Source organism: Amycolatopsis sp. NPDC104587, assembly GCF_055583645.1.
Map to the genome: position 1 here is coordinate 580,183 of NZ_JBVJNO010000001.1, position 25,463 is coordinate 605,645.

Annotated in this window: 27 protein-coding genes; 15 read left to right on the forward strand and 12 right to left on the reverse strand. The window is 72.1% G+C overall.

Going from position 1 to position 25,463, the window contains the following annotated elements; genetic code table 11:
• Positions 1 to 20 precede the first annotated feature (20 nt).
• Complete coding sequence (locus ACZ61C_RS02850) at positions 21 to 710, forward strand: DUF2306 domain-containing protein (protein WP_465302119.1); 690 nt, start codon at positions 21 to 23, stop codon at positions 708 to 710.
• Here the strand turns inward: ACZ61C_RS02850 and ACZ61C_RS02855 are convergent.
• Together ACZ61C_RS02855 and ACZ61C_RS02860 are read right to left on the reverse strand one after the other, a co-directional pair.
• Positions 661 to 1,824, reverse strand: coding sequence for an acyl-CoA dehydrogenase family protein (locus ACZ61C_RS02855; protein WP_465302121.1), 1,164 nt, complete (start codon positions 1,822 to 1,824; stop codon positions 661 to 663). The two genes, ACZ61C_RS02850 and ACZ61C_RS02855, sit on opposite strands and share 50 nt — an antisense overlap.
• Positions 1,821 to 4,163: a bifunctional salicylyl-CoA 5-hydroxylase/oxidoreductase gene (locus tag ACZ61C_RS02860; protein ID WP_465302123.1), complete on the reverse strand. Its 2,343-nt coding sequence runs from the start codon at positions 4,161 to 4,163 to the stop codon at positions 1,821 to 1,823. Before ACZ61C_RS02860 ends, ACZ61C_RS02855 begins: the two co-directional genes overlap by 4 nt.
• 67 nt (positions 4,164 to 4,230) lie before the next feature.
• On the opposite strand from ACZ61C_RS02860, the gene ACZ61C_RS02865 reads away from it, so the two are divergent.
• Positions 4,231 to 4,626, forward strand: a complete 396-nt coding sequence (locus ACZ61C_RS02865) for a RidA family protein (protein ID WP_465302125.1) — start codon at positions 4,231 to 4,233, stop codon at positions 4,624 to 4,626.
• On the opposite strand, the gene ACZ61C_RS02870 is transcribed toward ACZ61C_RS02865, so the two are convergent.
• From ACZ61C_RS02870 to ACZ61C_RS02880, 3 genes are all read right to left on the reverse strand, one after another.
• Positions 4,613 to 5,467 carry a PaaX family transcriptional regulator gene (locus ACZ61C_RS02870; protein WP_465302127.1) on the reverse strand — a complete coding sequence of 285 codons (855 nt, stop codon included), beginning with the start codon at positions 5,465 to 5,467 and terminating at the stop codon, positions 4,613 to 4,615. The two genes, ACZ61C_RS02865 and ACZ61C_RS02870, sit on opposite strands and share 14 nt — an antisense overlap.
• A 91-nt stretch (positions 5,468 to 5,558) precedes the next feature.
• Entirely contained in the window at positions 5,559 to 5,834 is a 276-nt protein-coding gene (locus ACZ61C_RS02875) for a DUF2510 domain-containing protein (RefSeq protein WP_465302129.1), read from the reverse strand.
• A gap of 95 nt (positions 5,835 to 5,929) precedes the next feature.
• Complete coding sequence (locus ACZ61C_RS02880; protein ID WP_465302131.1) at positions 5,930 to 6,364, reverse strand: nitroreductase family deazaflavin-dependent oxidoreductase; 435 nt, start codon at positions 6,362 to 6,364, stop codon at positions 5,930 to 5,932.
• A gap of 106 nt (positions 6,365 to 6,470) precedes the next feature.
• On the opposite strand from ACZ61C_RS02880, the gene ACZ61C_RS02885 reads away from it, so the two are divergent.
• A complete protein-coding gene (locus tag ACZ61C_RS02885) occupies positions 6,471 to 6,935 on the forward strand; it encodes a MarR family winged helix-turn-helix transcriptional regulator (protein WP_465302133.1) in 465 nt (154 codons plus the stop codon).
• Between the two features lies 1 nt (position 6,936).
• On the opposite strand, the gene ACZ61C_RS02890 is transcribed toward ACZ61C_RS02885, so the two are convergent.
• From ACZ61C_RS02890 to ACZ61C_RS02910, 5 genes are all read right to left on the reverse strand, one after another.
• Positions 6,937 to 7,296 carry a PLDc N-terminal domain-containing protein gene (locus ACZ61C_RS02890; protein ID WP_465302135.1) on the reverse strand — a complete coding sequence of 120 codons (360 nt, stop codon included), beginning with the start codon at positions 7,294 to 7,296 and terminating at the stop codon, positions 6,937 to 6,939.
• 36 nt (positions 7,297 to 7,332) lie between these two features.
• Entirely contained in the window at positions 7,333 to 8,013 is a 681-nt protein-coding gene (locus ACZ61C_RS02895; protein WP_465302137.1) for a cytochrome P450 family protein, read from the reverse strand.
• A gap of 43 nt (positions 8,014 to 8,056) precedes the next feature.
• Entirely contained in the window at positions 8,057 to 8,734 is a 678-nt protein-coding gene (locus ACZ61C_RS02900) for a GNAT family N-acetyltransferase (RefSeq protein ID WP_465302139.1), read from the reverse strand.
• A gap of 151 nt (positions 8,735 to 8,885) precedes the next feature.
• Complete coding sequence (locus ACZ61C_RS02905; RefSeq protein ID WP_465302141.1) at positions 8,886 to 10,055, reverse strand: acyltransferase family protein; 1,170 nt, start codon at positions 10,053 to 10,055, stop codon at positions 8,886 to 8,888.
• 89 nt (positions 10,056 to 10,144) lie between these two features.
• Entirely contained in the window at positions 10,145 to 11,464 is a 1,320-nt protein-coding gene (locus ACZ61C_RS02910) for an FAD-binding oxidoreductase (RefSeq protein ID WP_465302143.1), read from the reverse strand.
• A gap of 87 nt (positions 11,465 to 11,551) precedes the next feature.
• Here ACZ61C_RS02910 and ACZ61C_RS02915 point away from each other — a divergent pair, with 87 nt between their 5' ends.
• The 3 genes from ACZ61C_RS02915 (at position 11,552) to ligD (ending at position 15,283) form a co-directional block, all read left to right on the forward strand.
• Positions 11,552 to 12,436 (forward strand): LysR family transcriptional regulator, encoded by an 885-nt coding sequence (locus tag ACZ61C_RS02915; protein WP_465302145.1) that lies wholly within the window; start codon positions 11,552 to 11,554, stop codon positions 12,434 to 12,436.
• A gap of 277 nt (positions 12,437 to 12,713) precedes the next feature.
• On the forward strand, positions 12,714 to 14,288 hold the full coding sequence (locus ACZ61C_RS02920) for a hypothetical protein (RefSeq protein WP_465302147.1): 1,575 nt from the start codon (positions 12,714 to 12,716) through the stop codon (positions 14,286 to 14,288).
• A 38-nt stretch (positions 14,289 to 14,326) separates the two neighbouring features.
• Positions 14,327 to 15,283, forward strand: a complete 957-nt coding sequence (ligD, locus tag ACZ61C_RS02925; RefSeq protein ID WP_465302149.1) for a non-homologous end-joining DNA ligase — start codon at positions 14,327 to 14,329, stop codon at positions 15,281 to 15,283.
• A gap of 105 nt (positions 15,284 to 15,388) precedes the next feature.
• Here ligD and ACZ61C_RS02930 read toward each other — a convergent pair whose 3' ends face one another.
• Complete coding sequence (locus tag ACZ61C_RS02930; protein WP_465302151.1) at positions 15,389 to 16,153, reverse strand: CDP-alcohol phosphatidyltransferase family protein; 765 nt, start codon at positions 16,151 to 16,153, stop codon at positions 15,389 to 15,391.
• Between the two features lie 77 nt (positions 16,154 to 16,230).
• On the opposite strand from ACZ61C_RS02930, the gene ACZ61C_RS02935 reads away from it, so the two are divergent.
• From ACZ61C_RS02935 to ribA, 6 genes are read left to right on the forward strand one after another with little or no spacing between them, the layout of a single operon-like run.
• On the forward strand, positions 16,231 to 17,193 hold the full coding sequence (locus tag ACZ61C_RS02935) for a zinc-dependent alcohol dehydrogenase (protein ID WP_465302153.1): 963 nt from the start codon (positions 16,231 to 16,233) through the stop codon (positions 17,191 to 17,193).
• 31 nt (positions 17,194 to 17,224) lie between these two features.
• A complete protein-coding gene (locus tag ACZ61C_RS02940; protein WP_465302155.1) occupies positions 17,225 to 17,623 on the forward strand; it encodes a 6-pyruvoyl trahydropterin synthase family protein in 399 nt (132 codons plus the stop codon).
• A complete protein-coding gene (locus ACZ61C_RS02945) occupies positions 17,620 to 18,687 on the forward strand; it encodes a glycosyltransferase family 4 protein (RefSeq protein WP_465302157.1) in 1,068 nt (355 codons plus the stop codon). Before ACZ61C_RS02940 ends, ACZ61C_RS02945 begins: the two co-directional genes overlap by 4 nt.
• On the forward strand, positions 18,684 to 19,508 hold the full coding sequence (locus tag ACZ61C_RS02950) for a methyltransferase domain-containing protein (protein ID WP_465302159.1): 825 nt from the start codon (positions 18,684 to 18,686) through the stop codon (positions 19,506 to 19,508). Before ACZ61C_RS02945 ends, ACZ61C_RS02950 begins: the two co-directional genes overlap by 4 nt.
• Entirely contained in the window at positions 19,505 to 20,503 is a 999-nt protein-coding gene (locus tag ACZ61C_RS02955; RefSeq protein ID WP_465302161.1) for a lysylphosphatidylglycerol synthase transmembrane domain-containing protein, read from the forward strand. The genes ACZ61C_RS02950 and ACZ61C_RS02955 overlap by 4 nt, the downstream gene beginning before the upstream one ends.
• Before the next feature lie 13 nt (positions 20,504 to 20,516).
• Positions 20,517 to 21,155: a GTP cyclohydrolase II gene (gene ribA, locus ACZ61C_RS02960; protein ID WP_465302163.1), complete on the forward strand. Its 639-nt coding sequence runs from the start codon at positions 20,517 to 20,519 to the stop codon at positions 21,153 to 21,155.
• Here the strand turns inward: ribA and ACZ61C_RS02965 are convergent.
• Complete coding sequence (locus ACZ61C_RS02965) at positions 21,141 to 21,842, reverse strand: creatininase family protein (RefSeq protein WP_465302165.1); 702 nt, start codon at positions 21,840 to 21,842, stop codon at positions 21,141 to 21,143. The two genes, ribA and ACZ61C_RS02965, sit on opposite strands and share 15 nt — an antisense overlap.
• A gap of 29 nt (positions 21,843 to 21,871) precedes the next feature.
• On the opposite strand from ACZ61C_RS02965, the gene ACZ61C_RS02970 reads away from it, so the two are divergent.
• The 3 genes from ACZ61C_RS02970 to ACZ61C_RS02980 all read left to right on the forward strand — a co-directional run bounded on the left by ACZ61C_RS02970 (position 21,872) and on the right by ACZ61C_RS02980 (position 25,460).
• Positions 21,872 to 22,672 (forward strand): inositol monophosphatase family protein, encoded by an 801-nt coding sequence (locus ACZ61C_RS02970; RefSeq protein ID WP_465302167.1) that lies wholly within the window; start codon positions 21,872 to 21,874, stop codon positions 22,670 to 22,672.
• Between the two features lie 135 nt (positions 22,673 to 22,807).
• On the forward strand, positions 22,808 to 24,283 hold the full coding sequence (locus ACZ61C_RS02975; protein WP_465302169.1) for a serine/threonine-protein kinase: 1,476 nt from the start codon (positions 22,808 to 22,810) through the stop codon (positions 24,281 to 24,283).
• Positions 24,284 to 24,401: 118 nt separating this feature from the next.
• Positions 24,402 to 25,460 carry a glycosyltransferase gene (locus tag ACZ61C_RS02980; protein WP_465302762.1) on the forward strand — a complete coding sequence of 353 codons (1,059 nt, stop codon included), beginning with the start codon at positions 24,402 to 24,404 and terminating at the stop codon, positions 25,458 to 25,460.
• Positions 25,461 to 25,463 lie beyond the last annotated feature (3 nt).

A 25,463-nucleotide genomic window follows, 5' to 3' on the forward strand; every position in this document is an offset into this window, starting at 1 on the left:
AGCCGACTTGGGGGTTAGCCATGACCGTCCGGACCGAGATCAGACCTGCGCCCGCCCAGGAGAGACCAAGGTGGTGGCGACGGCCCTGGCTGGCGCCGCTCGCCGTGGTCGTCGCTGTTTTCCTCGCGTACTCGCTCCCGCCGTACCTCACCTTCGATCCCGCGCAGTCGCGGGTGCCCGCGCCGGCCGGGTTCGCCGCGCACTACTGGTTCCTCGTCGGGCACATCCTCTTCGGCAGCATCGCCATCATCGGCGTGCTCCTGCAGGTCTGGCCGTGGCTGCGGCGCACCCATCCGGTGGTGCACCGCCGGGTCGGCCGGATCTACGTCTTCGCCGGCGCCATCCCGTCCGCGCTGATGGCGCTGACCATCGCGCTGTTCAGCACGTTCGGCCCGGCCGCCGGTGCCTTCAACGTCTTCGCGGCGCTGCTGTGGCTCGGCTTCACGGTCGCCGGCTGGCGCGCGATCCGGCAGCGGCGGTACGCCGACCACCGGAAGTGGATGATCCGCAGTTTCGCGATGACGATGAACACGTTGCTCAGCCGCGTCTACGCGCCGCTCGCGTTCCTGGGTCTCGGCCCGTTCTACCCGGACCAGACCTCGCTCATCCAGGCCGCGTCGACGTTGTCGGGCACGATGAGCCTGCTCAGCCTGCTGCTGCTCAGCCAGTGGTGGCTCGACCGGAAGCCGAAGCCAGCCATCGCGCGATGATCGTCCGCTGGATCTCCGACGCGCCTTCGTAGATGCGCGGTGCGCGGACCTCGCGGTAGAGGTGCTCGAGGAGGTGCCCTCGCCGCAGGGCTCGCGCGCCGTGCAGCTGCACCGCGGAGTCGACGACGAACTGCGCGGCTTCGGTGGCGAACAGCTTCGCCATCGCCGCGCGGCCGCCGAGGTTCGGCTCACCCGCGTCGTAGGCGGCCGCGGCGGCGTACACGAGTAACCGCGCGGCTTCCGTCCGGGTCGCCATCTCGGCGAGCGCGTGCGCCACCGCCTGCTGCTTGATCAGTGGGCCACCAAAGGCTTCCCGCTCGCCCGTGTGGTCCACAGTGGCGTCGAGCGCGGCCTGCGCCATCCCGACGGCGAACGCACCGACGCTCGGCCGGAAGAGGTCGAGGGTCCGCATCGCCACCGCGAAGCCGCGGTTTTCCTCACCCAGCAGCTCCTCGCGCCGGACCTCGACACCGTCGAACGTCACCGTGCCGATCGGGTGCGGGCTGACCAGGTCGAGGTGTTCACCGCTCAGCCCGGGCCGGTCGCCGGGGACGACAAACGCGCTGACCCCGCGGGAACCCAGGCCTTCGGCCGTGCGCGCGAACACCGTGTAGAAGTCGGCCTCGGGTGCGTTGGAGATCCACATCTTCTCGCCGGTGAGCCGCCAGCCGTCGCCGTCGGGCTCCGCGGCGAGCGACAGCGCGGCCGCGTCCGAACCGGCGTCCGGCTCGGTCAGGGCGAACGCGGCGACGGCGTCCCCGGCCGCGACGGCGGGCAGCCACCTGTCGACCTGAGCGTCCTGTCCGGACTGCAGGACCGGGTAGCTTCCCAGGCCCTGCAACGCCAACGCCGTCTCGGCTTCGGTGCTTACCGTGGCGAGGGTCTCCCGCAGGATGCAGAGATCCGTCGCAGCCGCCTGGCGTGACGGCTTTCCGTCGGCGACCCCGGGGAAGAGCCGCGCGAGCAGGCCGAGCGCGCCCATCGCCTTGAGCAACGGGCGGTTGACCGCACCCTCCACACCGGACTCGGCGAGCGGGCGCAACTGCTCCTCGCCCAGCCGCCGGACCTCACCGGCGAACTCCTGCTGATCCGGTGTCAACGAGAACGCGGTCATGACGAGGCTCCCGGTCGCCAGCGGGCATGGGCGGTGCCGGTGGGCCCGGACCGGACGAGGTCGAGCCGCGGCTCCGGGCCGTCGCTCCGGCCGGTCTGCGGCTTGCGGCTGCCGGCGGCGAACGGCTTCGGCCACGGCATCGGATACCCCTGCTCGGCCGCCGCGTGCAACGTCCACTGTGGATCGTAGAGGTGCGTGCGGCCCAGTGCGCAGAGGTCCGCGCGCCCGGCGAGGATCAGCGCGTTCACGTCGTCGTAGGAAGAGATCGCGCCGACCGCGATCACCGCGATGCCGTACTCCTGCCCGATCTCGTTGCGGATCCGGTCGGCGTAGGGCGTCTGGTAGCTGCGGCCGTACTGCGGTTTCTCGTCGCAGACGACCTGCCCGGTCGAGACGTCGATGCCGGCCGCGCCGTGCTCGGCGAAGGCCCGGGCGATCTCGACGGCGTCGTCGGCGGTGATGCCGCCCTCGGCCCAGTCGGTCGCCGAGATCCGGACGGTCATCGGCCGCCCGGCCGGCCACACCGCGCGGACCGCGTCGAAGACCTCGAGCGGGAACCGCAGCCGGTTGTCGAGCGAGCCGCCGTACTCGTCACGACGCTGGTTCGTCAGCGGGGAAAGGAAAGACGACAGCAGGTAGCCGTGTGCGCAGTGCAGTTCGAGGACGTCGAACCCGGCACGCGCGGCGGCCTCCGCGCAGGCGACGAACTCGTCCCTGATCCCGGCCATGTCCGTTGTGGACAGTTCACGCGGGACCTGGTTCCGGTCGGAGTAGGCCAGCGCCGAAGGCGCGCTGATCTCCCAGTTGCCGTCCGGAAGCGGCTCGTCGATGCCGTCCCACATGAGCTTGGTCGAGCCCTTGCGGCCGGAGTGTCCCAGCTGGACACCGATGCGCGCAGGTGACTGCGTGTGCACGAAGTCCACGATGCGCTTCCAGGCCGCCTCTTGTTCGGCGGTGTACAACCCGCCACAGCCCGGCGTGATCCGGCCTTCCGGGGAGACGCAGACCATCTCGGTCATCACCAGCCCGGCGCCGCCGAGCGCTTTGCTGCCCAGGTGCACGAGGTGGAAGTCGCCCGGCACACCGTCGACCGCGGAGTACATGTCCATCGGGGACACGATGATCCGGTTGGCCAGCTCGAGCTCACCGAGCTTGAACGGCTGGAACATCGGCGGCCGCGACGTCGTCCCGAGCGACCGCGCGAACCAGTGGTCGAGCTCGGTGGCGAACTCCGGGTCACGCAGGCGGAGGTTGTCGTAGGTGACGCGGCGGCTGCGCGTGAGGATGTTGAACGCGAACTGCGGCGGCTCCTGGTGGGCGTACTGCGCGATGTTCTCGAACCACTCCAGGCTCGCCTGCGCGGCACGCTGCGTCGACGTGACGACCGGGCGCCGTTCCAGCTCGTAGGCCTTGAGCGCCTCCGCGACGCCTTCGTGTTCGTGCAGGCAGGCGGCCAGCGCGAGCGCGTCCTCCATCGCCAGCTTCGTGCCGGAGCCGATCGAGAAGTGCGCGGTGTGCGCCGCGTCGCCGAGGAGGACGACGTTGTCGTGCACCCAGCTCTCGCAGCGCACGGTGCCGAACGAGACCCACTTCGAGTTGTTGGCCATGACGCCGTGGCCGTCGAGGACGTCGGCGCACAGCTCGCGGATCAATGCGATCGACTTCTCGTCGCTCTCGCCCGGCTTGAGGTTCGTGGCCGCGATGGGCCCGAACGTCCGCTGCCAGACGTCCTCCTGCACCTCGAGGATGAACGTGCTGCCGTCGCGGCCGTAGGGGTAGCCGTGGATCTGCATGATCCCGGCCGGCGTCTCGAGGACGTAGAACTTGAAGGCCTCGAACACGAGGTCCGTGCCGAGCCAGATGTAGCGGCACCGGCGCGTCTCGACGCTCGGCCGGAAGTGCTCGGCGTGCCGCGCGCGCACCGCGGAGTTGACCCCGTCGGCGGCGATGACCAGGTCGTAACCGGACAGGTCGGTGGGCGCCTCCTCGCGGAAGCGCAGCGCCACGCCCAGCTCGGCGCAGCGGTGCTGCAGGATGCCGAGCAAACGTTTGCGGCTCATCGCGGCGAAGCCGTGGCCGCCCGAGGTGGTGACCGTGCCGCGGTAGTGGACGTCGATGTCGTCCCAGCGCGCGAACTCGGCGCGCATGGCCTCGTGCACGGCCGCGTCGGCGTGCTCGATGCCGCCGAGCGTCTCGTCGGAGAAGACGACCCCGAAGCCGAACGTGTCGTCCGGGGCGTTGCGCTCCCAGACGGTGATGTCGTGCCCGGGACCGAGCTGTTTCGCCAGCGCGGCGAAGTACAGGCCCGCCGGGCCGCCGCCGATCACACCGATTCGCACGCCGCCCAGGGTATGTCGTCGGCGGTACGACCGTCAATGAGGCGAAAGATGGGTTACGGTGTCGGGCATGGAACGCATCAACCCGCCCGAACTCGGCAAGCCGTCCGGGTTCTCGCACGCGGTGGTGGCGGAGGGGCGGGTCGTCTTCCTCGCCGGGCAGACCGCGCTGGACGCGTCGAACAAGATCGCCGGCGACGGCGTGGTGGAGCAGTTCGAACGCGCGCTCGGCAACCTGCTGACGTCGCTGCGCGCGGCCGGCGGTTCGCCCGAAGACCTCTGCAGCGTGACGATCTACATCGTCGACATGCCTGACTACCGGACGCACGCGCGCGAGATCGGCGCGGTCTGGCGGCGGCTCGCGGGCACGGAGTACCCGGCGATGGCCGGCATCGGCGTCTCGCGGCTGTGGGACGACGAGGCCCTGGTCGAGGTGCAGGGCTTCGCGGTCGTCAGCCCACGTTGATCGACTTCGCGACGTACGCGCGCGCCGGGGTCTCGAGCCGGGAGTGCAGCTCGAAGAACAGCTCGGCCGCGCGGATCCCCGACCAGCCGGCCGGCAGGAACTCCGCGGGCAGGCCGGGGTCGAGGTAGGGCATCCGCCGCCAGCCGGTGAGCACCCGGACGTAGTCGGCGAAGGCCTCGTCTTCGGCGACGGACTTGCGGCGCTGCCAGCGGCGTAGCGCCGGGCCGTGCTCGTCGAGGAAGGTCGTGTAGAGCTCGTCGAGCCGCTCGAGGTCCCACCAGTCCCGGACCTTCGCGGCGACGTCACCGAAGGCCAGGTGGTCGGCGCGGAAGAGGTCGGCGTACCCGGCGAGGCCGAGCCGGGTCAGGGCTTCGGCGGCGACGTCGTGGAGGTGGGCCGGCGCGATCCAGACGCCGGAGGCGGCGGTGCCGAAGCCCATCCGCGCGAGCTGGGTGCGCAGCAGGTGCCGCTTGTGCCGCTCGGTCTCGGGCACGGAGAAGACGGCGAGCAGCCAGCCGTCGGCGGGAGTCGCGCGCTCGCGGCGGAAGATGCGCTCGTCGCCCTCACGCAGGATCTCGCGGGCTTCGTCGGACAGCTCGTACCCGGCGGTGGCGTCCCGGCGCACGGCTTCGAGGATGCCGCGCCGCTTCAGCCGGGAGATGGAGGACCGCACGGCGGGCTCGTCCACCCCGACGGCGGCCAGCAGGTCGATGAGCGAGGCGACGGAGAGCCAGCCGCCTTCGGTGCGCGAGTAGAGGCCGTACACCGTCACGATGAGCTGACGAGGCTGCGCCGCACGGCCGGAGCCGTCCAGGTCGGTCGCCTCGGGTACGACCGTCATCGGGCCACAATAACGGCTGGGCCGCCCCGGGGAAGAGCACGTTTTGGGCGCGCGGTTGTGCAGGGGGCGTTTCAGCTGGTCGAGGTGCCTGCTAGTCGACCGGCTTGATGTGCTCGGTCCACCGCGATCCGTCCCACCACTGCGTCGCGCTCGGCTGCTGCGGTGAGGGGTACCAGCCGGCGGGCGGCCCGGCGGGCGCCGGAGGCTGAGCGGCGGGCGCCTGAGCCTGTTGAGCGAGAGCCTGGCGCTGGAGCCGGGTCTGGGCCTGCAGCTCGCGAAGCGACTTCTTGGCGACACGCTGCTTCTTGCTGCTGCCGCGCACGAGCCCGGCCGTGCCGATCATGAGGAACTTGCGGATGAGACCCACGCGGGCCGCCGGAGCCCCGGCTCTGCCGAGATCAGAGCCGGGATGGTGCCGGTGCTCGGCCGCCGACAGTTCCGCGCCGAGCCCCGGCAACCGTCCTAGCGCTCCAGGACCACGATCGGGATGATCCGCGTGGTCTTCTTCTCGTAGTCCGCAAAGCCCTCGGCGTGGGCGATCATCCCCGCGTACAGGCGGTCGCGCTCGGCGCGGTCCTCGATCACCGTGGCCGTCGCCTCGAAGGTCTCTTCGCCGACCTCGACCGTGACCTTCGGGTTCGCCACCAGGTTGTGGAACCACGCCGGGTTCTTCGGCGCGCCGCCCATGGACGCCGCGATCACGAGGCGGTCGCCGTCACGGGTGTAGACCAGCGGCGAAAGGCGCGCCTCACCGCTCTTGGCGCCGGTGGTCGTGAGCAGGAGCACGTTCTTGCCCGCGAACATGCCGCCGACCACGCCCTTGTTCGCGCGGAACTCCTCGGTGACGCCCTTGTTCATCTCGCGAACGTCGTTCAGGCTCGGGACCTCGGATGTCATCTCAACCCCTGTTTCCAGCCGGTACGCTCGATCGGTGCCCCGAGGTAGGCTCGGGAGCGGTCGAAGCGTTTGCTTTGCAAACAAAGCTACCGACGGGACGAGCGTCATGTCAACGGAAGCCGGGCCGAGTGTCGAGGACGGCGTGCGTCAGCTGCTGCTCCTGATGCCACGCCTGGTCGGCCGGGCGAAGCGCACCCCGGTCCCCGACGAGCTGAACGGCTGCACGCTGGCGCCTCGGCACCTGTCGCTGCTGTCGTACCTGCTCTTCGACGGCCCGATGACGGTCACCGAGCTGGCCACCCGCCTCCAGGTGGCGCCGACGACGGCGAGCCTGATGGTCGGCGACCTCAGCCGCCAGGGGGTGCTGAACCGCGACGAGGACCCGGCCGACCGCCGCCGCACCATCGTCAGCATCACCCCGGACCGCCGCCCGGCGGTCGACGCCTGGCTGGCCCGGGGCGCGAAGGCCTGGAGTGACGCGCTGGCGCCGTTGAGCCCGGCCGAGCGGCAGCTGGTGATCTCGACGCTGGAGGCCTACGAGCGCGGCACCTGCGAGGGCCCCGGCTGCTAGCTCAGTCCTCGGCGGGCTTTTCGCGGGCCAGCTTGCGCTGCGCCTCCGCGCGTTCACGGCACTTGCGGAGGAACTCCTCGTCGTCGTCCGCGCTCGTCGCCGCGAACCGGCCCGGGCGGTCGTACTCCGGGTACGCGGGCGCGTTGCGCTCGTACGCCCCGCGGGCCCGCGTCGTGTGCTGCGGCCGGCCCGCGACCAGCCATACGATCGACCCGACCAGCGGCACCACCAGCACGAGCAGCAGCCACAGCAGCTTCGGGAGGTTGCGGCAGGACGACTCGTCGGTCGTGATCACGTCGACGAGACAGAAGATCCACAACCCGAGCGTGACGAAGCCCAGCAGGCCATCCATGTACAGCAACTACCGCACCTTCCCCAGAAGTGAACGCGGTAAGTCTTAGCAGAGGCCCCCGCCGGTCGTGGCGCGGGTCACCCGCAGCGCTTCGAGCACGCCGGTCGCGATCGCGAAGGCGTGCGCCGGCCCCGGACATTCGCGCGGCCCTTCGCCGAACGGCCTGCCGGTCAACGGAACCGAGACGTCCTCGCCGTTGATCCGGCGGCGCGTCTGCGCCACCGGCGGGTCCTCGCGCAGCACGTCCGCAACCGCCTCCTCGGGCGGCTTTCCCGCCAGCACCAACGGAACCGCGGCGCCGATCAGCCCGGCGGTGGCCTCACAGGCCTGGACCAGCAGGCAGATCCGCGCGGCCACGAGCTCGTCGGCGGTCCCGCCGCACGCCGTGACCAGCCGCCCCACCGCGGCTTCCGCTTCGGCGGACGGCGTCACGTGCGGGTGGTAGGCGGCCGCGACCGCCACGACGTCCGAGGCCACCACCGGCAGGCCCAGCTCTCCCGCCAGCACGCCGACGACGACCAGGCGGTGATTGTCACCGCCTGCCTTAGAAGCCTTGCGCCGCAACACTTCCGGATCGACGCGGGCCAGCAGCCCGACGGCGAGGGCGCGCCGCCGGGTGTGATCGGAGCCGTTGCTGAAGCGGGCGACGGACGCGCGCAGCCAGGCGACGCTCCTTTCGGGACCGTCGGCGGGAACGGGCGGAACCGGGGCGGCCAGCGAAGTCATGGCGTGAAGGTAGCCACCGGAAACGTCGGCGGTGGCCGAAGTTTCAGAGCAGCCGCGGCGGCGGGAACCACGTCGCCTGCGGGCCGCCGCACTGGTCCGGCCGCGGGACGTCGTGCTGGAACCACCACGCCGCGGTGACGCGGCCGTCGGGCAGCCGGTAGGTCGGCGGCCCGGCTACGCGGGCGAGCCCGGCGGCCTGCAGCGACCGCGCGCTCGCGATGTTCCCGACCTCGGCGCCGGCGCGCACGCGCGGCAGGCCGAGGTGCTCGTGGGCCAGGACGAGCCCGGCCGCGAAGAGCACCCGGCCGTTACCGCGCCCGCGGTAGTCCGGCGCGAGGTAGCCGCCGGTCTCGGGGCCGCCGTCCTCCCCGGTGTGGACGCTCACCAGGCCGACGCACCGGTTGGCCTCGACGTCGATCATGACCAGGTCGAGCGACTGCGGATCCGGGGAAACCCAGTCCGGGCCGGTCCCGGGCACCACCCGCATGGCATCGGCCCGCGCCCCCCGCGCGACGATGGAGTCCTGCTGCCACCCGAGCCACCGCTGAGCGGCCGGATCACTCCCACACGCCACGGCGGCGGCGTACTCCCAGGCGGTCGGGGTCCGGAAGAGGAAGCGCCCGCTGCGCACCACATGGCCCTGCCGGTCGCAGGCCCGCTTGGTCATCAGGCGCCCGCGCCGGGTGAGCCGGTCGAAGATCCCCTTGGTGGCTGGCAGCATCGCGGCGAAATCGTAGCGGAGCGGCGGTGGCCCGGTCCGCGAACGGGAAGACCGGGCGGCGGCTTGGCGGTCGAGGTCGGTCCGGCCGGGACAGCGCGGAGTCCGGAGACCGGACCGCGGAAGGGGAGAACCGCAGGCCCGGTCCGGAGCGCTAAGACGCCGACGACGCCACAGGAGCGGGCTCCGCGCGCGTCTCAGCCGGCGGAGCCACAGCCTCCCGAGACTCCCTCCGGGCTTCCTTCCGCGTGATGATCCGCTTCCCGACGCCGATCAGCGGCTTCTCCACCCACCGGTGGATCAGGTCCGCGATCGCCAACCCGACGAGGAACACCGTCAGCCCCGACACCGTCCGGTGCTCCGCGAGCCCGGGCACCGCCTGCACGACGACGAAGTGCACCGGCCCCTGCAGCAGGTACAGCGAGTACGACCGCTCGCCGACGAACCGCATCGGCGCCGTGCCCAGCAGCCAGCGCAGCGGGCCCGGGCTGACCAGCACGATCAGCAGCAGCATCGTCAGCACCGCGTACCCGACGAGCAGGAACAGGTTCTGGTCCGTCTCGGTCCAGAGCCGGTCGAGGTTCGCAGTCATCAGGGCGAACGCCGCCACGATCGGGATCGCCGCCAGGGGGTGCGTCAACGGCTTGAGGACCGCGTAGCCGCGGCGGTAGTGCAGCAGGATCGCCAGCAAGCAGCCGCCCGCGAGGATGAAGTAGTGGATCGTGGACCGGTAGATCGCGGTCTTCGAGCCGTCGAGCGTCCAGCCGCCGGTGGTCAGCGGGACCAGGGCCAGCAGGATCACCATCGCGGACCCGACCAGCAGGAACTTGCGCTTCGCCGCGCCGATCCCGATCGCGACCAGCAGGAACGGCCAGACGAGGTAGAACTTCTCCTCGATGCCCAGCGTCCACGAGCCGCTGAAGAAGTTGTCCTCGCCGGTGGTCACCTTGGGCAGGAACTCGTTCAGGAACGTCAGGTAGTACTTCAGCGCCTGCGGGAAGTCGCGCGAAAGGAACTCGGCGCGCAGCAGCACGAACGCCACGATCCCGCCGAGGATCACCAGGTACGGCGGCAGGATCCGGAACACCCGCCGGATGTAGAAGTTGGACAGCGAGATCCGGCCGGTCCGGTCCTGCTCACGCAGCAGCAGCGTCGTGATCAGGAACCCGGACAGCACGAAGAAGATGTAAACGCCGACCCAGCCCGACAGGAAGGTCCAGTTCGGACCGCCGAAGTGGTAGAAGATGACCATGGTCGCCGCGATCGCGCGCAGGCCGTCGAGCCCCGGGAACCTGCGGCTGCCGAGGTAGTCCTCGTGGCTCATCGTGCGCAAGGCGGTTCCCCCGTCAGTGTGATCGTCGGGGCGAGTATATGGCCTGGTTTACCGGTCCTTTGCCGACGGTCACCGGGTGCTCAGCCGACCGGGCGGAAGGCGCCGCCGGCGTCTTCACTGCGCTTGAGCTCCCGCAGCTTCCGGAGGTCGGCGGCCGGGTGGACGCTCTCGGCGACCTCCGCCGGCGCGTGCTCGCCGTACACGAACGGCAGCAGCCGCCCGGTCGTCCACGGCGCCAGCGCGTCGAACAGCTTTGCGTGCGCGCGCCGGATCGACGGCACGTCGTCGTCGCCGACGACCGACAGCGTCCGGACGACGAACTCGGCTTCGCGGTCCCAGCCGACGCCCGGCGTTTCCGGCGGCCGGGTGAGCGCGCCGCCCAGGCGGTCGATGATCAGGACGGTCGGCACGGGCGCGCCGGGGCCCGCGTGCTCGAGGACGGCGTCGAGCATGGCGTCGTTGAGCTGCGACACCGTCGCGTTGCCGCCCTGGTACCCGTGCGGCTGCCGCGGCTCGGCCGCGATCGAGCCGGACTCGGTGAACGGCATCGGCTTCAGCGTGTCCATCAGGGTGGGCGCGGCGGCCCGCAGCGGCGCGACCAGGTCGTCGCCGTCCTCGCCGAGGTAGGCGATCCGGATCTGCGCGATGTGCTTGCCACGCAGCGGTTCCGGCAGCACCGGCAGGTCGGGGTACTCGATCATGGCGAGGGACGTCGTCAGCGTGTCGGGCGCGGCCGCCGACCACGTGCGCCAGGCCCGCAGCGCCGTGGCGAGGTCGGCGGTGTCGAACGTGAGGCTGCCGCCGTAGAGGCCGGTGACCGGGACCAGGTCGAACTCGATCGCCGTGACGACGCCGAAGCTGTCGCGCCCGCCGCGCAGCGCCCAGAACAGGTCGGACCCCGGCTCGGCGCGCCGGAGCTCACCGTCGGCGGTGACGACGTCGAGGGCGCGGACGTGGTCGGCGGCGCGGCCGTACCGGCGGGCCATCAGCCCGAAGCCGCCGCTGAGCGTGTACCCGATCACACCGACGTCCGGTGACGAGCCGCTGAGCGGCGCCAGCCCGTGCGCCCCGGCGGCTTCGAGCACCGCGCCCCAGCGGACCCCGGCCTCGACGCGCGCGGTCCGGGCCTCGGCGTCGACCTCGACGCCGGTCAGCCGGCGGGTGCTGATCAGCAGCCCGCCGTCGGTGGCGGTGGTCCGGCCGTGCCCGGTGGCCTGCACCGCGACCGGCAGCCCGTGCGCGGTGGCGAACCGGACGGCGGTGACGACGTTCTCGGTCGTGGTGGCGCCGACCACCACCGCGGGCCGGCTGGGGACGGCGAGCTGGAAGCCCGCGACCTCCTCGTCGTAACCGTCCTGGCCGGGCTGGAAGATCTCGCCGGTGAGCGGGGTGACGTCCATGGTGGCTCCTTTCGTCTGCGTCCAGCTTCGGGCGGTTTCGATCAGAAGTCCAAGATCTGGTTTTTATACAGACTAGAATCAACGCTTATGGAACTGCATCAGCTCGCGTACTTCGTCGCCGTCGCCGAGGAAGGCAACTTCACGCGCGCGGCGGAACGGCTGCACGTCGCGCAGCCCGGGGTGAGCGCGCAGGTCCGGCGGCTGGAGCGCGAGCTGGGGCAGGAGCTGCTGGACCGGTCGGGCCGCGCGGTCCGGCTCACCGACGTCGGCGCCGCGGCCCTGCCGCACGCCCGGGCCGCGCTCGCGGCGGTGCAGGGGGTGCGCGAAGCCGTCGACGAGCTGGCCGGGCTGGTCCGCGGTCAGGTCGCGATCGGCGCGGTGACGTCGGCGGGCCCGGTCGGGCTGCCGGACCTGCTGGCCGGCTTCCACGAGCGGTACCCGGCGGTCGAGATCACGCTGTCGGAAGCCAACTCCGACACGATGCTGGCGGGGCTGCTCGAAGGACGGCTGGACCTGGCCGTCGTCGGCCTGGCCACCGATCCGCCGGCCGGCATCGCGACGCAGGTGCTGCTCGACGAGCCGTTCCTGGCCGTGACGGCGCCCGGCGGCCCGCTCGCCGACCGGACGGCGGTCTCGATCCCCGATCTCGCGGGCCGGCCGCTGATGGCGCTGCCGAAGGGAACGGGCCTGCGGACGGCGTTGGACACCGCGTTCGCGCGGGCGGGGCTGACCCCGCGGATCGCGTTCGAGGCGGCCGACCCGAACGTGCTGGTGCAGCTGGCGATGCGGGGCCTGGGTGTCGCCGTCGTGCCGGAGTCGCTGGCCCGGTACCACCAGGCGGAGCTGCGGGTGGTCGAGATCGAGGGGCCGGGGCTGCGGGGCGCGCTGGCGCTGGCGTGGCGGACCGACGGCCCGCTGAGCCCGGCCGCGCGGGCGCTGATCGCGTTCGCCCGGGCCGCCTACCGCTCTTGACATGACGTCAACAGGCGCGCGCCGCGTACCGAAGGGGCGTCCGCCCCGACAGCCATGTGTGTTCCATGTAAAGCGTTGCATCTTTCTCGGGGAAAGCTCCGCCTCCGGGGCCGAAAGCGCATCTTTCTCGGCGAAAGTGGCGGGCCACGCTGCAGGTGCGTCCGGAGAGGTGGCCGGTGCCTCTGGGACCTGCGCCGGCGGCTGCGCACCGGGCGTCCCCTGGGCTGAGCCACCCCGGTTAGAGTGTCGGGTCGGCACAGCCACCCGAGGGGATTCCATGACGGCGATCCAGGCGGACGTCGAGTCCGGCCAGCCTGCCCCGGTCCGTTCCGCCCGCCGCGCGCCGCTGGTCGTCGTGTCGGTGGTGCTGCTCGCGGTGTTTCTCGTCGGTGCCTGGGCGGCCTGGTTCTTCACGATCGACGACGCGTTCATCAGCTTCCGCTACTCGGCGAACCTCGCCGACGGCCACGGGCCGGTGTGGAACGTCGACGGGCCGCGCGTCGAAGGCTTCACCAACTTCGCCTGGGTGGTCTGGTCCGGCCTCGGCGCGGTGCTGGGTGTCGCGCTGCCGCTGTTCACCAAGGTGACGTCGCTGCTGCTCGGGCTGGGGACGCTGTACCTGCTGATCCGCGAGGGCCACAAGCGCGCCGGGCTCACCGGTGTCCTGGTCGGCGCGGGCGCGTACGTCGTGTTCCTGCCGACCTACTTCCACATCACCGCGGGCCTGGAGACGGCCGCGTTCGCCGCGGTGCTGCTGCGGGTCGTCGTGCTCGGGCTGCGCGTGCTGAACGGCGAGCGGGTGCGCGTCTGGGAGCCGCCGGTGCTGCTGCTCCTGCTCGGCATGCTGCGGCCGGAAGGCGTGCTGGCCGCGTTGCCGGTGTTCCTGCTCTGGTTCTCGCGCACGCGGGGGCCGGCGCGCTGGTGGTGGAGCGGCGCGGCGGTCGTCGTCGGCGCCGGGTACTTCGTGTGGCGCTGGCAGTACTACGGCCAGCTGCTGCCGAACACCTTCTACGTCAAGTTCGGCAACCTCGACTCCGGCTGGGTGTGGACGAAGCACACGACGCTGCTGCTCCTCCCGCTCCTGCTGCTGACGCTGTCGCTCGTGTTCCGCAAGGCGACGCGGGCGATGGGCGTGCTGCTGGTGGTGACCGTCGCGGTCACGTACGTCACCTACGCCGTTTCCGGTCCGACCATGGACTACCTCGACCGCTTCGCCGACCACGCGATTCCCGTGCTGTGCCTGGGTGCCGGGCTCGCCGCCGGGACACTGGCGCCGCGCGTGCTCGGCGCGCTGCTCGGGCTGGTGGCCGTCGGCTGGTCGGCCGTCGCCGGCGCGACCGCGCCCGACCTCGGCGTGATCGCCAACTACGGGCCCGACCTGCAGCGCGCGCACATCGCGATCGGCAAGGGGCTGGCCGAGGCCGACGTCCCGGCGCCGGCCCGCAGCCTCGCCGTCACCGACGCGGGCGCGATCCCGTACTACAGCGGCTGGCGGTCGATCGACTACATCGGCCTCAACGACGCCGCGATCGCCCGCGGCGCCGACCCGACTCAGGTCGTCATGCAGGCGCGGCCGACGGTGATCGTCGTGACGGCGAACGGCCCGGACCCGGTCGGCAAGCGCTACGGCTTCGACTTCGCCGCGGCGACCGCGGGGTACCAGGAGGTCGCGACGGTCGAGATGCGCGCCGGGTACTGGCAGGACGTCTACGCGCTGCCGCAGTACGCGTCGACGATCGGGGAGCACGTCCGCGCCAGTGCGGACGCCGCCCGGCAGGTCAACGACCGGGACCACGCGGAGGACACCGTCGAGCGCTGGCTGGACCGGCTGCGCTCGCAGCTGCCTTTCTGAGAGTTGACCGCTTCGCGCGGGAACGCGAAGGTGGGCCGATGAGCAGCGACGAACAGCGCCACGGCGTCAAACTGAGCAGCCTCGACCAGGAAATCTTCGCCGACGCCGGAGTCACCAAGCGCGAGCTGCTCGACTACCTCGAAGCCGTCGCCGACCGGATGCTGCCGGAGCTGCGCGACCGGCCGCTGACCGTGCTGCGGGTGCTGCGCGGGCAAGGGCCGTTCATGCAGAAGAACCTGCCGAAGTACACCCCGGACTGGGTCGAGCGGACCACGATGTGGTCGTACTCGTCCAAGCGGGACGTGTCGTACGCGCTGTGCAACGACCTGCGCACGCTGGTGTGGTTCGGCAACCAGCGGGCGATCGAGTACCACACGGCGCTGTACCGCGGTGAGCCCGAGAACGGCCCGACGCACCTGATCCTCGACCTCGACCCGCCCGAGGACGGCGCGTTCTCGCTGGCCATCGCGGCCGCGCAGCTGGTGCGGGAGGCGTTGCGCAACGACGGCCTGGACGGCGCGGTGAAGACCAGCGGTTCGAAGGGACTCCACGTGTTCGTGCCGCTGGCGCCGGGCCAGTCGACCGAGGACATCGCGGCGGCGACCCGCGCGCTCACGGCCCGCGCCGAGCGGATCGACCCGTCCCGCGGGACGACGGAGTTCGTGAAGGAACGCCGCGAGGGCAAGGTGTTCCTGGACTCGACCCGCGCGGGCGGCGCGACGGTGGTGTCGGTCTACAGCCCCCGCCACCGCCCGGGCGTCCCGGTGTCGTTCCCGGTCCGCTGGGCCGACCTCGAGGGCGTCAAGCCGGCCGACTTCACGGTCCACACGGCGACGGACCTCCTCGCCGACGGCGACCCGTGGACCGACGAGATGCCGGAGCCGTTCGTGCTGCCGGAGGACCTGGTGGCGGAGGGCCACACGATCCCGATCGCCCGGGTGGTGGCGATGCACGAAGGCAAGCGACGGGCCCGGGAGGCGCGCGAAGCGGACTGAGCCCAGCGCCCCAATGTGGCCTTGGTTGCGTTCAACGCACCGAAGGCCACATTGGGTGCGTTCAACGCACCGAAGGCCACATTGGGGCGCTGGGGCCGGGGCCCGCTATGCCGCCTGGTTGTGGCCGTGCCGCGCGGTTCCGGCGCCGGGCGAACGCCGCAGCGTCGCGCGGCTCAGCTCGACGATCCGGCCCGGCGCCTGCCGGACGCGGTGCCGGGCCAGCCACCCGACGTCGCGGCCGAACGACCACACCAGCGCGGCCAGCGCCGCCGCCACGAAGGCGAAATCCAGAGCCGAAGGCAGCAGCCCGGACACCGCGACCACCAGGACCACACCCTGGACGGCCGCCACCGTCTTGCGGGCCATGCTCGGGTACAGCGGCGCGGTCAGCCACGGCAGCGCCCACGACACCGCGACGAACGCGTACCGCATCAGGCCGATCGCCAGCACCCACAGCCCCAGCGTGCGGGACACCTGAAGGCAGAGCAGCAGGATCAGGAACGCGTCGACCTCCATGTCGAAGCGCGCGCCGAACTCGGACGCCGTTCCCGTGCGGCGGGCGACCTGGCCGTCGAAGCCGTCCATCGCCAGTGCCACCGCGGTCAGCCCGACCAGGAGCCAGAGCGGGTGCCCGCCGTCGGCGATGAGCTCGGCCGCGCAGCCGACCAGGACCGCCCGGGCGAACGTGATCCAGTCCGCCGGCCCGAACTTGCCGCGGCCGCTCTGCCGCAGGCCCCAGCCCGTCAGCAGCACCAGCGCGACGCCGTACACGGCCCCGGTCGTCCAGGCGAGCGGGGAAAGGAACCCGGCCCCGGCGGCGAGCGCCCACGCCGGGACCGCCGAGCGCAGGAGAAGTCCGTTCTTGATCATCTTTAACTCCGTGAATCGGCACGGCTGCTCATAGGGTGGCGGCGACACAGCCTCCGGTCGCCTGCAAGGGAGAACACGTGGAACAGGCTTTCTGGGTTCAAAGTCCCGACGAAGGCGCGCTCCGGCCGGTGACGCTGCGTGAGCCGGAACACGGTGAAGTCCGCGTCCGCACGCTCTTCTCCGGCGTCTCCCGCGGGACCGAAACCCTCGTCTTCCGCGGCGGGGTCCCGGCGAGCCAGCACGACGTCATGCGCGCGCCGTTCCAGGAGGGCGACTTCCCCAGGCCGGTCAAGTACGGCTACCTCAACGTCGGGGTGGTCGAAGCCGGCCCGGATGACCTCGTAGGCAAGACGGTCTTCTGCCTCTACCCGCACCAGACCGCGTACGTCGTCCCCGCGACCGCCGTGACGCTGGTGCCCGACGCGGTCCCGGCGAGCCGCGCGATCCTCGCCGGCACCGTCGAGACCGCGGTCAACGCCGTCTGGGACGCGCGGCCGCGGCTCGGCGACCGCATCGCCGTGATCGGCGCCGGCATGGTCGGCTGCAGCGTCGCGAAACTCCTCAGCGGCTTCCCGGCCACGCGGGTGCAGCTGATCGACGTCGACCCGGCGAAAGCCGAGACCGCCGAAGCCCTCGGCGTCGGCTTCTCGACCCCCGAAGCCGCGGAAACCGACTGTGACCTCGTGGTGCACGCGAGCGCCAGTGAAGCCGGGCTCACCAAGGCCCTCGAACTGCTCGCGCCGGAAGGCGAGGTCGTCGAGCTGTCCTGGTACGGCGACCGAAAGGTGAGCGTGCCGCTCGGCGAGAACTTCCATTCACGGCGGCTGACGATCCGCAGCAGCCAGGTCGGGACGGTCGCGCGTCCGGACCGCAGTTACGCCCAGCGGCTCGGCGTCGCCCTGGAGCTGCTCGCCGATCCGGCGTTCGAAGCACTGGTCAGCGCCGAGTGCGAGTTTGAAGACCTTCCGTCCGTGTTACCCCGGTTGGCCGCGAATGAACTTTCCGCCCTCTGCCTCCGTGTCATGTATCAGCCGCAGTGACCACGTCCACCCGAACGCATCGGAGGTCTTGGTGTTCAGCATCACCGTCCGTGACCACGTGATGGTCGCCCACAGCTTCCGCGGGGAGGTCTTCGGACCCGCGCAACGCCTGCACGGCGCGACCTTCGTGGTGGATGCCACCTTCCGCCGCACCGACCTCGACGAAGACAACATCGTCGTCGACATCGGCAAGGCCACGGAAGAGCTCGGGGCGGTGCTGAGCGACCTGAACTACCGCAACCTCGACGACGAGCCGGTGTTCAAGGGCATCAACACCTCGACCGAGTTCCTCGCGAAGGTCATCGCCGACCGCCTCGCCGACGGCGTCCACGCCGGACGCCTCGGCGAAGGCGCACGCGGCCTCGAAGGCATCGCCGTCTCGCTGAAGGAATCGCACGTCGCCTGGGCGAGTTACGAGCGTGCGCTGTGAACAGCCTTTACGTGGTCCTCCCCGGGGACATCGACGACGCGTCGGTCCCGAGCGGCGGCAACACCTACGACCGCCGGATGTGCGACCGGCTGACCGAAGCCGGCCTCGACGTGCACGAGATCGCCGTCTCCGGCAGCTGGCCGCGGCCGGACACCGAGGCCCGCGCGGTGCTCGGGCACCTGCTCTCGGCGCTGCCGACCGGGTCCGCGGTGCTGCTCGACGGCCTGGTCGCGTGCGGTGTCCCCGAGGTGATCGTCCCGCAGGCGCGCCGGCTGTCGCTCTCGGTCCTGGTGCACCTGCCGCTGGCCGACGAGACCGGCCTGCCGCCCGCGCTCGCCGCCGAGCTCGACGCCCTCGAGCGCGAGACGCTCAAGGCGGTGGGCTCGGTCGTGGCGACCAGCGAGTGGGCCGCGCGCCGGCTGATCGGCCACCACGGCCTCGCGCCGCACCGCGTCCACGCCGTGCCGCCGGGGGTCGACCCCGTGCCGCCGGCCATCGGCACCGACGGGGTGTCCCGCCTGGTCTGCGTGGCCAACGTGACCCCGCGCAAGGGCCAGGGAGTGCTCGCCCAGGCCCTCGAAACCGTCGCCGACCTGCGCTGGACCTGCGAATGTGTCGGCGGGATCCGCCGTGAGACCAAGTACGTCGAGCGGCTGCGCGAGCACCGGCTCGGCGCCCGCTTCACGCTCACCGGCCCGCGCACCGGCGCGGCGCTGGCCGCGACCTACCACACCGCCGACCTGCTCGTGCTGCCTTCGCGCGCCGAGACCTTCGGCATGGTCGTCACCGAAGCCCTCGCCCACGGCGTGCCGGTGCTGACCACCGACGTCGACGCGCTGCCGGACACCGTCGGCGTCGCGCCGGACGGCTCGGTGCCCGGCATGCTCGTGCCCGGTGACGACGTCGCCGCGCTCGGCGCGGCCCTGCGCCGCTGGCTGACCGAGCCGGCCCTGCGGACGCGGCTGCGCGCGTCGGCGAAGCTGCGCCGCGAGACCCTGACCGGCTGGGACGACACTGCCCGCCGGATCGCCGAGATCCTGCAGCGGCAGGAGGCGGCGGCATGACCGCTTTCGCCCCGGACTGGCTCTACCTGCGGGAACCCGCCGACGCCGCGGCCCGCGCGCCGCAGCTGCTGGACCCGCTGCGCGACTTCCTGCCGGCCGACTTCGTCGTGCGCGACCTCGGCTGCGGCACCGGCTCGCTCGGCCGCTGGCTGGCCGCCCGGCTGCCGGGCACGCAGCACTGGATCCTGCACGACCACGACAGCGAACTGCTCGCGCACGCCCGGGCCACCCTGCCGGCCACTGCGCTCGACGGCAGCCCGGTCGACGTCGAAACCGAGCAGCGGGACGTCACCGCGCTGCGCGCCGCGGACCTCGCCGGGACGTCGCTGGTCACCGCGTCGGCGCTGCTCGACCTGCTGACCAGGGACGAGGTCACGACGCTGGCCACGGCGATCGTCGAAGCGGGCTGCGCGGCGCTGCTGATGCTCTCGGTCACCGGCCGGGTGGAGCTCTCGCCCGCCGACCCGCTCGACCCCACCGTCTCCGCGTCGTTCAACGCCCACCAGCGCCGCCTCACCGGCGGGCGCCGGCTGCTCGGCCCCACCGCGGTGGACGTCGCCGCGACCGCGTTCGGCCGGCTCGGCGCTACCGTCGTCCGCGCCGAGAGCGCGTGGCGGCTCGGACCGGACCAGGCCGAACTGCAGCGGCAGTGGCTCGAAGGCTGGGTCGGCGCCGCCGTCGAGCAGCTGCCGGAGCTGCGCCCGGCCGCCGACGTCTACCTGCAGCGACGGCGGGAAATGGCGGCGGCCGGCGAGCTGCACGCGGTGATCCACCACGGCGACCTGCTGGTCCTGCCGCCGAGCCTGGAGGTGGCGGCGTGAAGCGCTTGTTCGCGTGGCTGCGCGTCCTCGGCGCGTTCGCGATCCTCGGGGTGCTCGTCTGGCAGCTCGGCAGCGGCGCCTTCCTCGACGGCTTGAGCCGGATCGACACCGTCGGCGTGCTGGCCGCGCTCGGCATCGGCTTCGCGACGACGTTGTTCAGCGCGGGCCGCTGGCAGATCGTCGCCACCCGCCTCGGCCTGCGGCTTTCCCTGCGCACCGCCGTCGCGGACTACTACCGCGCGCTGTTCCTCAACGGCGTGCTGCCCGCGGGTGTGCTCGGTGACGTCCACCGCGCGGTGCAGCACGGCCGCGACTCGGGGGACGTGCCGCGCGGCGTGCGCGCCGTCGTCCTGGAGCGCACCGCCGGGCAGCTCGTGCTGATCGCGTCCGCGGTCGCCGTCGTGCTGGCCGCGCCGGAGGTCGTCCCGGGCGCGTTCCGCGAGGTCGTCACCATCGCCGGGATCGTCGTCGTGCTGGCCACCGTCACCGCGCTGGTCGCCGGCCGGCTGTTCGGCGGGCGCTGGATCCACAGCGGGTCGAAGGTCCGCCGCGGCTTCGCCGTCACCCTCGCCGACCTGCGGCTGGGCCTGTTCACCCGGGAGACCTGGCCCGGCGTGGGCTTCTTTTCGGTCGCGACGCTGGCCGGGCACCTGGCGCTGTTCGTCGTCGCCGCCCGCGTCGCCGGGGTCGACGCGCCGGTGGGGCAGCTCGTGCCCCTGATGATCCTCGCGCTGCTCGCGATGGGTCTCCCGCTCAACGTCGGCGGCTTCGGCCCGCGCGAGGGCGTCTGCGCCCTGCTCTTCGGCGCGGCCGGTCTGGGCGCCGCCCAAGGCGTCACCGTCGCCGTGGTCTACGGCGTGCTCACGCTCGTCGCGAGCCTTCCCGGCGCCGGTGTCCTGCTCGTCCGGAGTGTCGCCGCGATGCGCCGGACGGAGCTTTCACATGAAAGCTCCGCACGACCAACCCCGCACTTTCACGTGAAAGTGCGGGGTTAGAGAGGTGGAAGGCATGACCGCAAGCGAAATCGTCGGGGACCTGCCGCACCGGCCCGTGGTCGAGCGGGTGGTCGACACCCGGCTGCCGACCCGGCACGGGGTCTTCCGCGCGGTCGGGTACCTCGACCGCGCCGGCACCGAGCAGGTCGCCCTGGTCCACGGCGAGATCACCGAGCTGGGGACGCTGACCCGCGTGCACAGCGAGTGCCTGACCGGCGACGTCTTCGGCTCGACGCACTGCGAATGCGGCGACCAGCTGGCGGCGGCGCTCGAGCGGATCGTCGAAGAGGGCTCGGGCGTGCTGGTGTACGTCCAGGGCCACGAGGGCCGCGGGATTGGCCTGCTCGCGAAGCTCAAGGCGATGCGGCTGCAGGACGAGGGCCTCGACACGGTGGACGCGAACGTGGCGCTCGGCCTGCCGGTCGACGCCCGCGACTACCACGCGGCTGCGGGCATCCTGCAGGACCTGGGGGTCCGGTCGGTGCGGCTGCTGTCGAACAACCCGCAGAAGGTCGAACAGCTCACCCGCTACGGAATCCGGATCAGCGAGCAGGTTCCGCTGCTGGTTCCGCCGAACCCGGAGAGCCTGCGCTACCTCCGGACGAAGGCCGAGCGGATGGACCACCTGCTCCCGCACCTATCCGGCGCCTAGCACCGCCAGCACTTCGGCGAAGCGCTGGACCAGCGTGTCCAGCACGACGTGCCCCTTCGCGGCGCTCGCCAGCGAAGGACGGCCGACCACCCCCGACTCCGTGTACGCCCGCAGGCCCAGCGTCAGCAGGTGGTCCCGGCCGGTGACGTGGTCGGCCGTCTCGTAGCCGGGGGTCACCAGGTGCGGGTGCGCGTGCAGCAGGATCGACGTCTCCAGCTCGCCCGCGTGCATGTCGTCGTCCAGCGACGTGCGCAGGCCGGCCGCCGTGTGCGCCGCCTGCCAGTCCGCGACCCCCGGGAACAGGGCCATCGACCCGCCCGCCTCCTGGACCACATTGGACAGTACGTAGTTGCCGCCGTGCCCGTTGACCAGCACGAGCCGGTCGATCCCGGACGCCTTCAGCGAGGCGGCGACGTCGGTGACCACCGCGTGCAACGTGCGCGCCGAGACGCTCACGGTGCCGGCCCACGCGGCGTGCTCCTGGGAGCAGGAGATCGGCAGCGGCGGCAGGTGGAGGACGGGGTAGGCCTCGGCGACGGCTTTCGCGAGGGTCGCCGCGATCACCGTGTCGGTCACCAGGGGGAGGTGCGCGCCGTGCTGCTCGAAGCTGCCGACCGGCAGCACCGCGACCGCCGCGCCCCGCCGCCGCTCGTCTTCGGTGGTCGCGAGCGGGAAGAGGTCGGTCATGCGCACGTCCCTTCACTAGGTTGGAGTCCATGAGCGAGCATGCCGCACTACTCGACGTCGCGCGCGAAGCCGTGGCGAAGGCGACCGCGATCATCCGGTCGCGCCCGAGTTTTTCCGTTTCCGCCAAAGGCGATCGTGACCTGGTGACCGACGTCGACATGGCGGTCGAGGACGCGCTGCGCGAGTTCCTCGCGGCCGAGACGCCGGAGATCGGGATCCTCGGCGAGGAGCGCGGCCGCAGCGGCGACGGCGGCGGGCGCTGGTGGGCCCTCGACCCCATCGACGGGACGGCGAACTTCGCCCGCGGAATTCCGCTCTGCGGTATTTCCCTGGCCCTGGTGGACGGTGAGCACAGCACGGTCGCCGCGATCACGCTGCCGTACCTCGACGTCACGTATACGGCTTCACGCGGGGAAGGCGCCTTCGCGAACGGAAAGCGGATCGCCGCTTCGACGGCGACGGAAATGTCCGACGCGATGATCGCCGTCGGTGACTTCGCGATCGGCGAGCTCGCCGACGAGAAGAACCGCGCGCGGCTCCTGCTGCTGTCCGATCTCGGCGCGCGGGCGCAGAAGATCAGGATGTACGGCAGCGCGGCGGTCGACCTCGCCTGGGTCGCGGACGGAAAGCTCGACGCCGCACTGATCCTGGCGAACAAACCGTGGGACACCATGGCGGGTGTGCTGCTCGTGCGCGAGGCCGGCGGGGCCGTCGTCGACCGCGACGGCAGCGAGCACACGGTGGGTTCGTCGGCGACGATCGCCGTCGGCGCCGGGCTGCGCAAGGAGATCGTGGATGCGCTTGACCGTGCGTACGGGGTTGTTCGTTAAGCTTCCGGGGTACACGGTGGGCAGCGCCACAGCGCGCGATTGCGCTGTCCGCGCAAGGTTTTCGGTTACGTTGGTACCGGTCGGCGCGTGAGCCTGGCATGCTGACCGGATCTCGGCCGCTTCGGAGAATGGTGGATGCTCGTGGAAAGTCGCCGGATCCGCGATCGGTACCGGCTGATCGAGCCGATCGGCGGCGGCGCGATGGGCACGGTGTGGCGCGCGCAGGACGAACGGCTCGACCGCACGGTGGCGATCAAGGAACTCCTGCTGCCGCACGACCACGACGAGCACCGCACCGAAGAAGCGAAGAACCGCGCGATGCGCGAGGCGCGGATCGCCGCCCGGTTGCAGCATTCCCACGCGATCACCGTGTTCGCCGTCCTCGAAGAAGAGGACCGGCCGTGGCTGGTGATGGAGTACCTGGCGTCGAAGAGCCTCGCCGTCGTGATCGGCGAGGAACCCGTCTCGGTCGACGACACGATCCGCGTCGGCGCGCAGATCAGCTCGGCGCTGGCCGGCGCGCACCGCGCCGGGATCGTGCACCGCGACGTGAAGCCGGCCAACATCCTCGTCTCCGACGACGGCACGGCGAAGATCACCGACTTCGGCATCTCCCGCGCGATCGGTGACGTGAAGCTCACGGCCACCGGCGAGATCGCGGGCACCCCCGCGTACCTCGCGCCGGAGGTGGCCCGCGGCGAGGACGCGGACTTCGCCTCCGACGTCTTCTCCCTCGGCGCCACGCTGTACGCCGCCGTCGAGGGGCAGCCGCCGTACGGCACGGCCGACAACCCGATCGCCTTGCTCTACAAGGCCTCCAGCGGCGAGATCGAGCCGCCGGCCAAGGCGGAGCGGCTGACCCCGCTGCTCGAGCGGATGCTCGCCACCGACCCGGCCGGGCGGCCGTCGATGGACGAGGTCGAGCGTGAGCTGCGCGCGCTGCTGAACGACGCCGAGCCGGGGGAGTCGGTGCTCGCGCCGACGGTCCCGGACGCCGACGTCGCGCCCGCCCCCGTGCTGATGCCGACAGTGCCCGCCGCGGTCACCGTGCCGGCCGGGCCGGGTCAGGTCAGCGCGGTCTCGCCGGGCGCGCGCAAGGGCATGATCGCCGTCGGGGCGGGCGCGGCGCTGCTGTGCGTCGCGGTCGTCGTCGCGATCCTGCTGGTCGTGCGTCAGAGACCCCCGCAGGACAACGCCGCCCCGCCGGCCTCGCCGGTGCCCTCCACGTCTGCTTCCGTGACCCCGTCCGCGACGCCGTCGCCCACCCCGGCCTCGTCGTCGGCCCCGCCGACCACGTCACCGACGGTCTCGTCCGTCGCCCAGACGAAGTCCGCCGCGGACGCGCTGTCCGCTTACTACGCGTTGCTGCCGGGCAACCCCGCGGAGGCGTGGAAGCTGCTCACCGAGAAGTTCAAGGCGTCGCGGAGCCAGACGTACGAGAAGTACACGAGCTTCTGGGGCCGGTACAAGGTCGTGACCGCGACCAGCGTCAAGGAAGCCGGGCCCGGCCGGGTCACGGCGCACGTCGTCTACGACGGCGGCAACGCCGAGAACGACACCTTCACCATGGTCCAGGTGAACGGTGTTTGGATGATCGACGCGCAGAACTGAACCGTTCGGCGCCGGGGCGCGTGTGACGTATGAGCCGTCACCGCCGTCGACCCGCGCTGGAGGTAGCCGTGTCCGTTCCCACCCTGTTCGGGCGCGTGCGATGAGGCCCGCCGACCCGATGGTGTTCATCCTCCCGGCCGCGCCGCCGGGCAGTGACACCTACGACAAGCGGATGTGCCAGAACCTCCCGGCCGTCGGCCAGCCGGTGCTGGAGCTGCCGATCGCCGGGGACTGGCCGGAGCCGGACGCGACGTCCCGGCGCCGGCTGGCGAGATCCCTGGCCGCCCTGCCGGACCGGACGGTCGTGCTGCTCGACGGCACGATCGCTTCGGGCGTGCCGGAGATCGTCGTCCCGCACGCGCGGCGGCTGCGCCTGGCCGTGCTGGTCCACCAGGCCCTGGCCGACGAGCCCGGCCTCGACCCGGCGCACGCCGCCGAGCTGGACGCGTGTGAGCGCGAAACGCTGCGGATGGCCGGCATGGTCGTCGCGACCAGCCCGTGGCTGGCCCGGCTGCTGATCGACCGTCACGACCTGGACCCGGGCCGTGTGTTCGTCGCCAAGCCCGGCACCGACGCGGCCCCGCTCGCGGCCGGCGCCGACGGCGTGTCGCGGCTGCTGTGCGTCGGGGACGTCACCCGCCGCAACGGCCACGACCTGCTGGTCCAGGCCCTCGGCGAGATCGACCACCTGGCGCTGTCCTGCGTTTTCGCCGGGTCGCTGGAGGCGGACCCCGGGTTCGTCGACGAGCTCGGCTGGTCGATCGAACGCCTCGGCCTGGGCGGCCGCATCACGCTGGCCGGCGACTCGGTGGACCTCGGCGCCGCGTACAACGCCGCGGACCTGCTGGTCGTCCCGGCTCGCGCGGCGACCCCGGGGATGTTCGTCGCGCAGGCGCTGGCCCGGGGCATCCCGGTGCTGGCGACCGAGGTCGGCGGGGTCTACGACGCACTCGGCGTGGACGCCGACGGCGAGGTGCCCGGCCTGCTCGTCGAGCCGAACGACCCGTTCGCACTGGCCGACGCGCTGCACCGCTGGTATGCGGACCCGGAGCTGAGGCGCTCCCTGCGCACGGCGGCGCTGGGCCGCGGCAGCGCGCTGGAGGAGTGGGACGTCGCGGCCCGGCGGCTCACGAACGTGCTCTCGCGGCTGGCGTCGGAACCCCGCATCGTCGCCTGAGGC

Excerpts from the sequence above, each read along its gene's own strand:
- ribA (WP_465302163.1), top strand. The coding sequence starts at position 20,517 with ATGACCGCAAGCGAAATCGTCGGGGACCTGCCGCACCGGCCCGTGGTC.
- ACZ61C_RS02870 (WP_465302127.1), bottom strand. The coding sequence starts at position 5,467 with ATGACGGTCGTACCCGAGGCGACCGACCTGGACGGCTCCGGCCGTGCG.
- ACZ61C_RS02950 (WP_465302159.1), top strand. The coding sequence starts at position 18,684 with ATGACCGCTTTCGCCCCGGACTGGCTCTACCTGCGGGAACCCGCCGAC.
- ACZ61C_RS02850 (WP_465302119.1), top strand. The coding sequence starts at position 21 with ATGACCGTCCGGACCGAGATCAGACCTGCGCCCGCCCAGGAGAGACCA.
- ACZ61C_RS02910 (WP_465302143.1), bottom strand. The coding sequence starts at position 11,464 with ATGGACGTCACCCCGCTCACCGGCGAGATCTTCCAGCCCGGCCAGGAC.
- ACZ61C_RS02900 (WP_465302139.1), bottom strand. The coding sequence starts at position 8,734 with ATGCTGCCAGCCACCAAGGGGATCTTCGACCGGCTCACCCGGCGCGGG.
- ACZ61C_RS02855 (WP_465302121.1), bottom strand. The coding sequence starts at position 1,824 with ATGACCGCGTTCTCGTTGACACCGGATCAGCAGGAGTTCGCCGGTGAG.
- ACZ61C_RS02980 (WP_465302762.1), top strand. The coding sequence starts at position 24,402 with ATGGTGTTCATCCTCCCGGCCGCGCCGCCGGGCAGTGACACCTACGAC.
- ACZ61C_RS02880 (WP_465302131.1), bottom strand. The coding sequence starts at position 6,364 with ATGACATCCGAGGTCCCGAGCCTGAACGACGTTCGCGAGATGAACAAG.
- ACZ61C_RS02975 (WP_465302169.1), top strand. The coding sequence starts at position 22,808 with ATGCTCGTGGAAAGTCGCCGGATCCGCGATCGGTACCGGCTGATCGAG.
- ACZ61C_RS02895 (WP_465302137.1), bottom strand. The coding sequence starts at position 8,013 with ATGACTTCGCTGGCCGCCCCGGTTCCGCCCGTTCCCGCCGACGGTCCC.
- ACZ61C_RS02885 (WP_465302133.1), top strand. The coding sequence starts at position 6,471 with ATGTCAACGGAAGCCGGGCCGAGTGTCGAGGACGGCGTGCGTCAGCTG.
- ligD (WP_465302149.1), top strand. The coding sequence starts at position 14,327 with ATGAGCAGCGACGAACAGCGCCACGGCGTCAAACTGAGCAGCCTCGAC.
- ACZ61C_RS02905 (WP_465302141.1), bottom strand. The coding sequence starts at position 10,055 with ATGAGCCACGAGGACTACCTCGGCAGCCGCAGGTTCCCGGGGCTCGAC.
- ACZ61C_RS02970 (WP_465302167.1), top strand. The coding sequence starts at position 21,872 with ATGAGCGAGCATGCCGCACTACTCGACGTCGCGCGCGAAGCCGTGGCG.
- ACZ61C_RS02930 (WP_465302151.1), bottom strand. The coding sequence starts at position 16,153 with ATGATCAAGAACGGACTTCTCCTGCGCTCGGCGGTCCCGGCGTGGGCG.
- ACZ61C_RS02920 (WP_465302147.1), top strand. The coding sequence starts at position 12,714 with ATGACGGCGATCCAGGCGGACGTCGAGTCCGGCCAGCCTGCCCCGGTC.
- ACZ61C_RS02915 (WP_465302145.1), top strand. The coding sequence starts at position 11,552 with ATGGAACTGCATCAGCTCGCGTACTTCGTCGCCGTCGCCGAGGAAGGC.
- ACZ61C_RS02865 (WP_465302125.1), top strand. The coding sequence starts at position 4,231 with ATGGAACGCATCAACCCGCCCGAACTCGGCAAGCCGTCCGGGTTCTCG.
- ACZ61C_RS02965 (WP_465302165.1), bottom strand. The coding sequence starts at position 21,842 with ATGACCGACCTCTTCCCGCTCGCGACCACCGAAGACGAGCGGCGGCGG.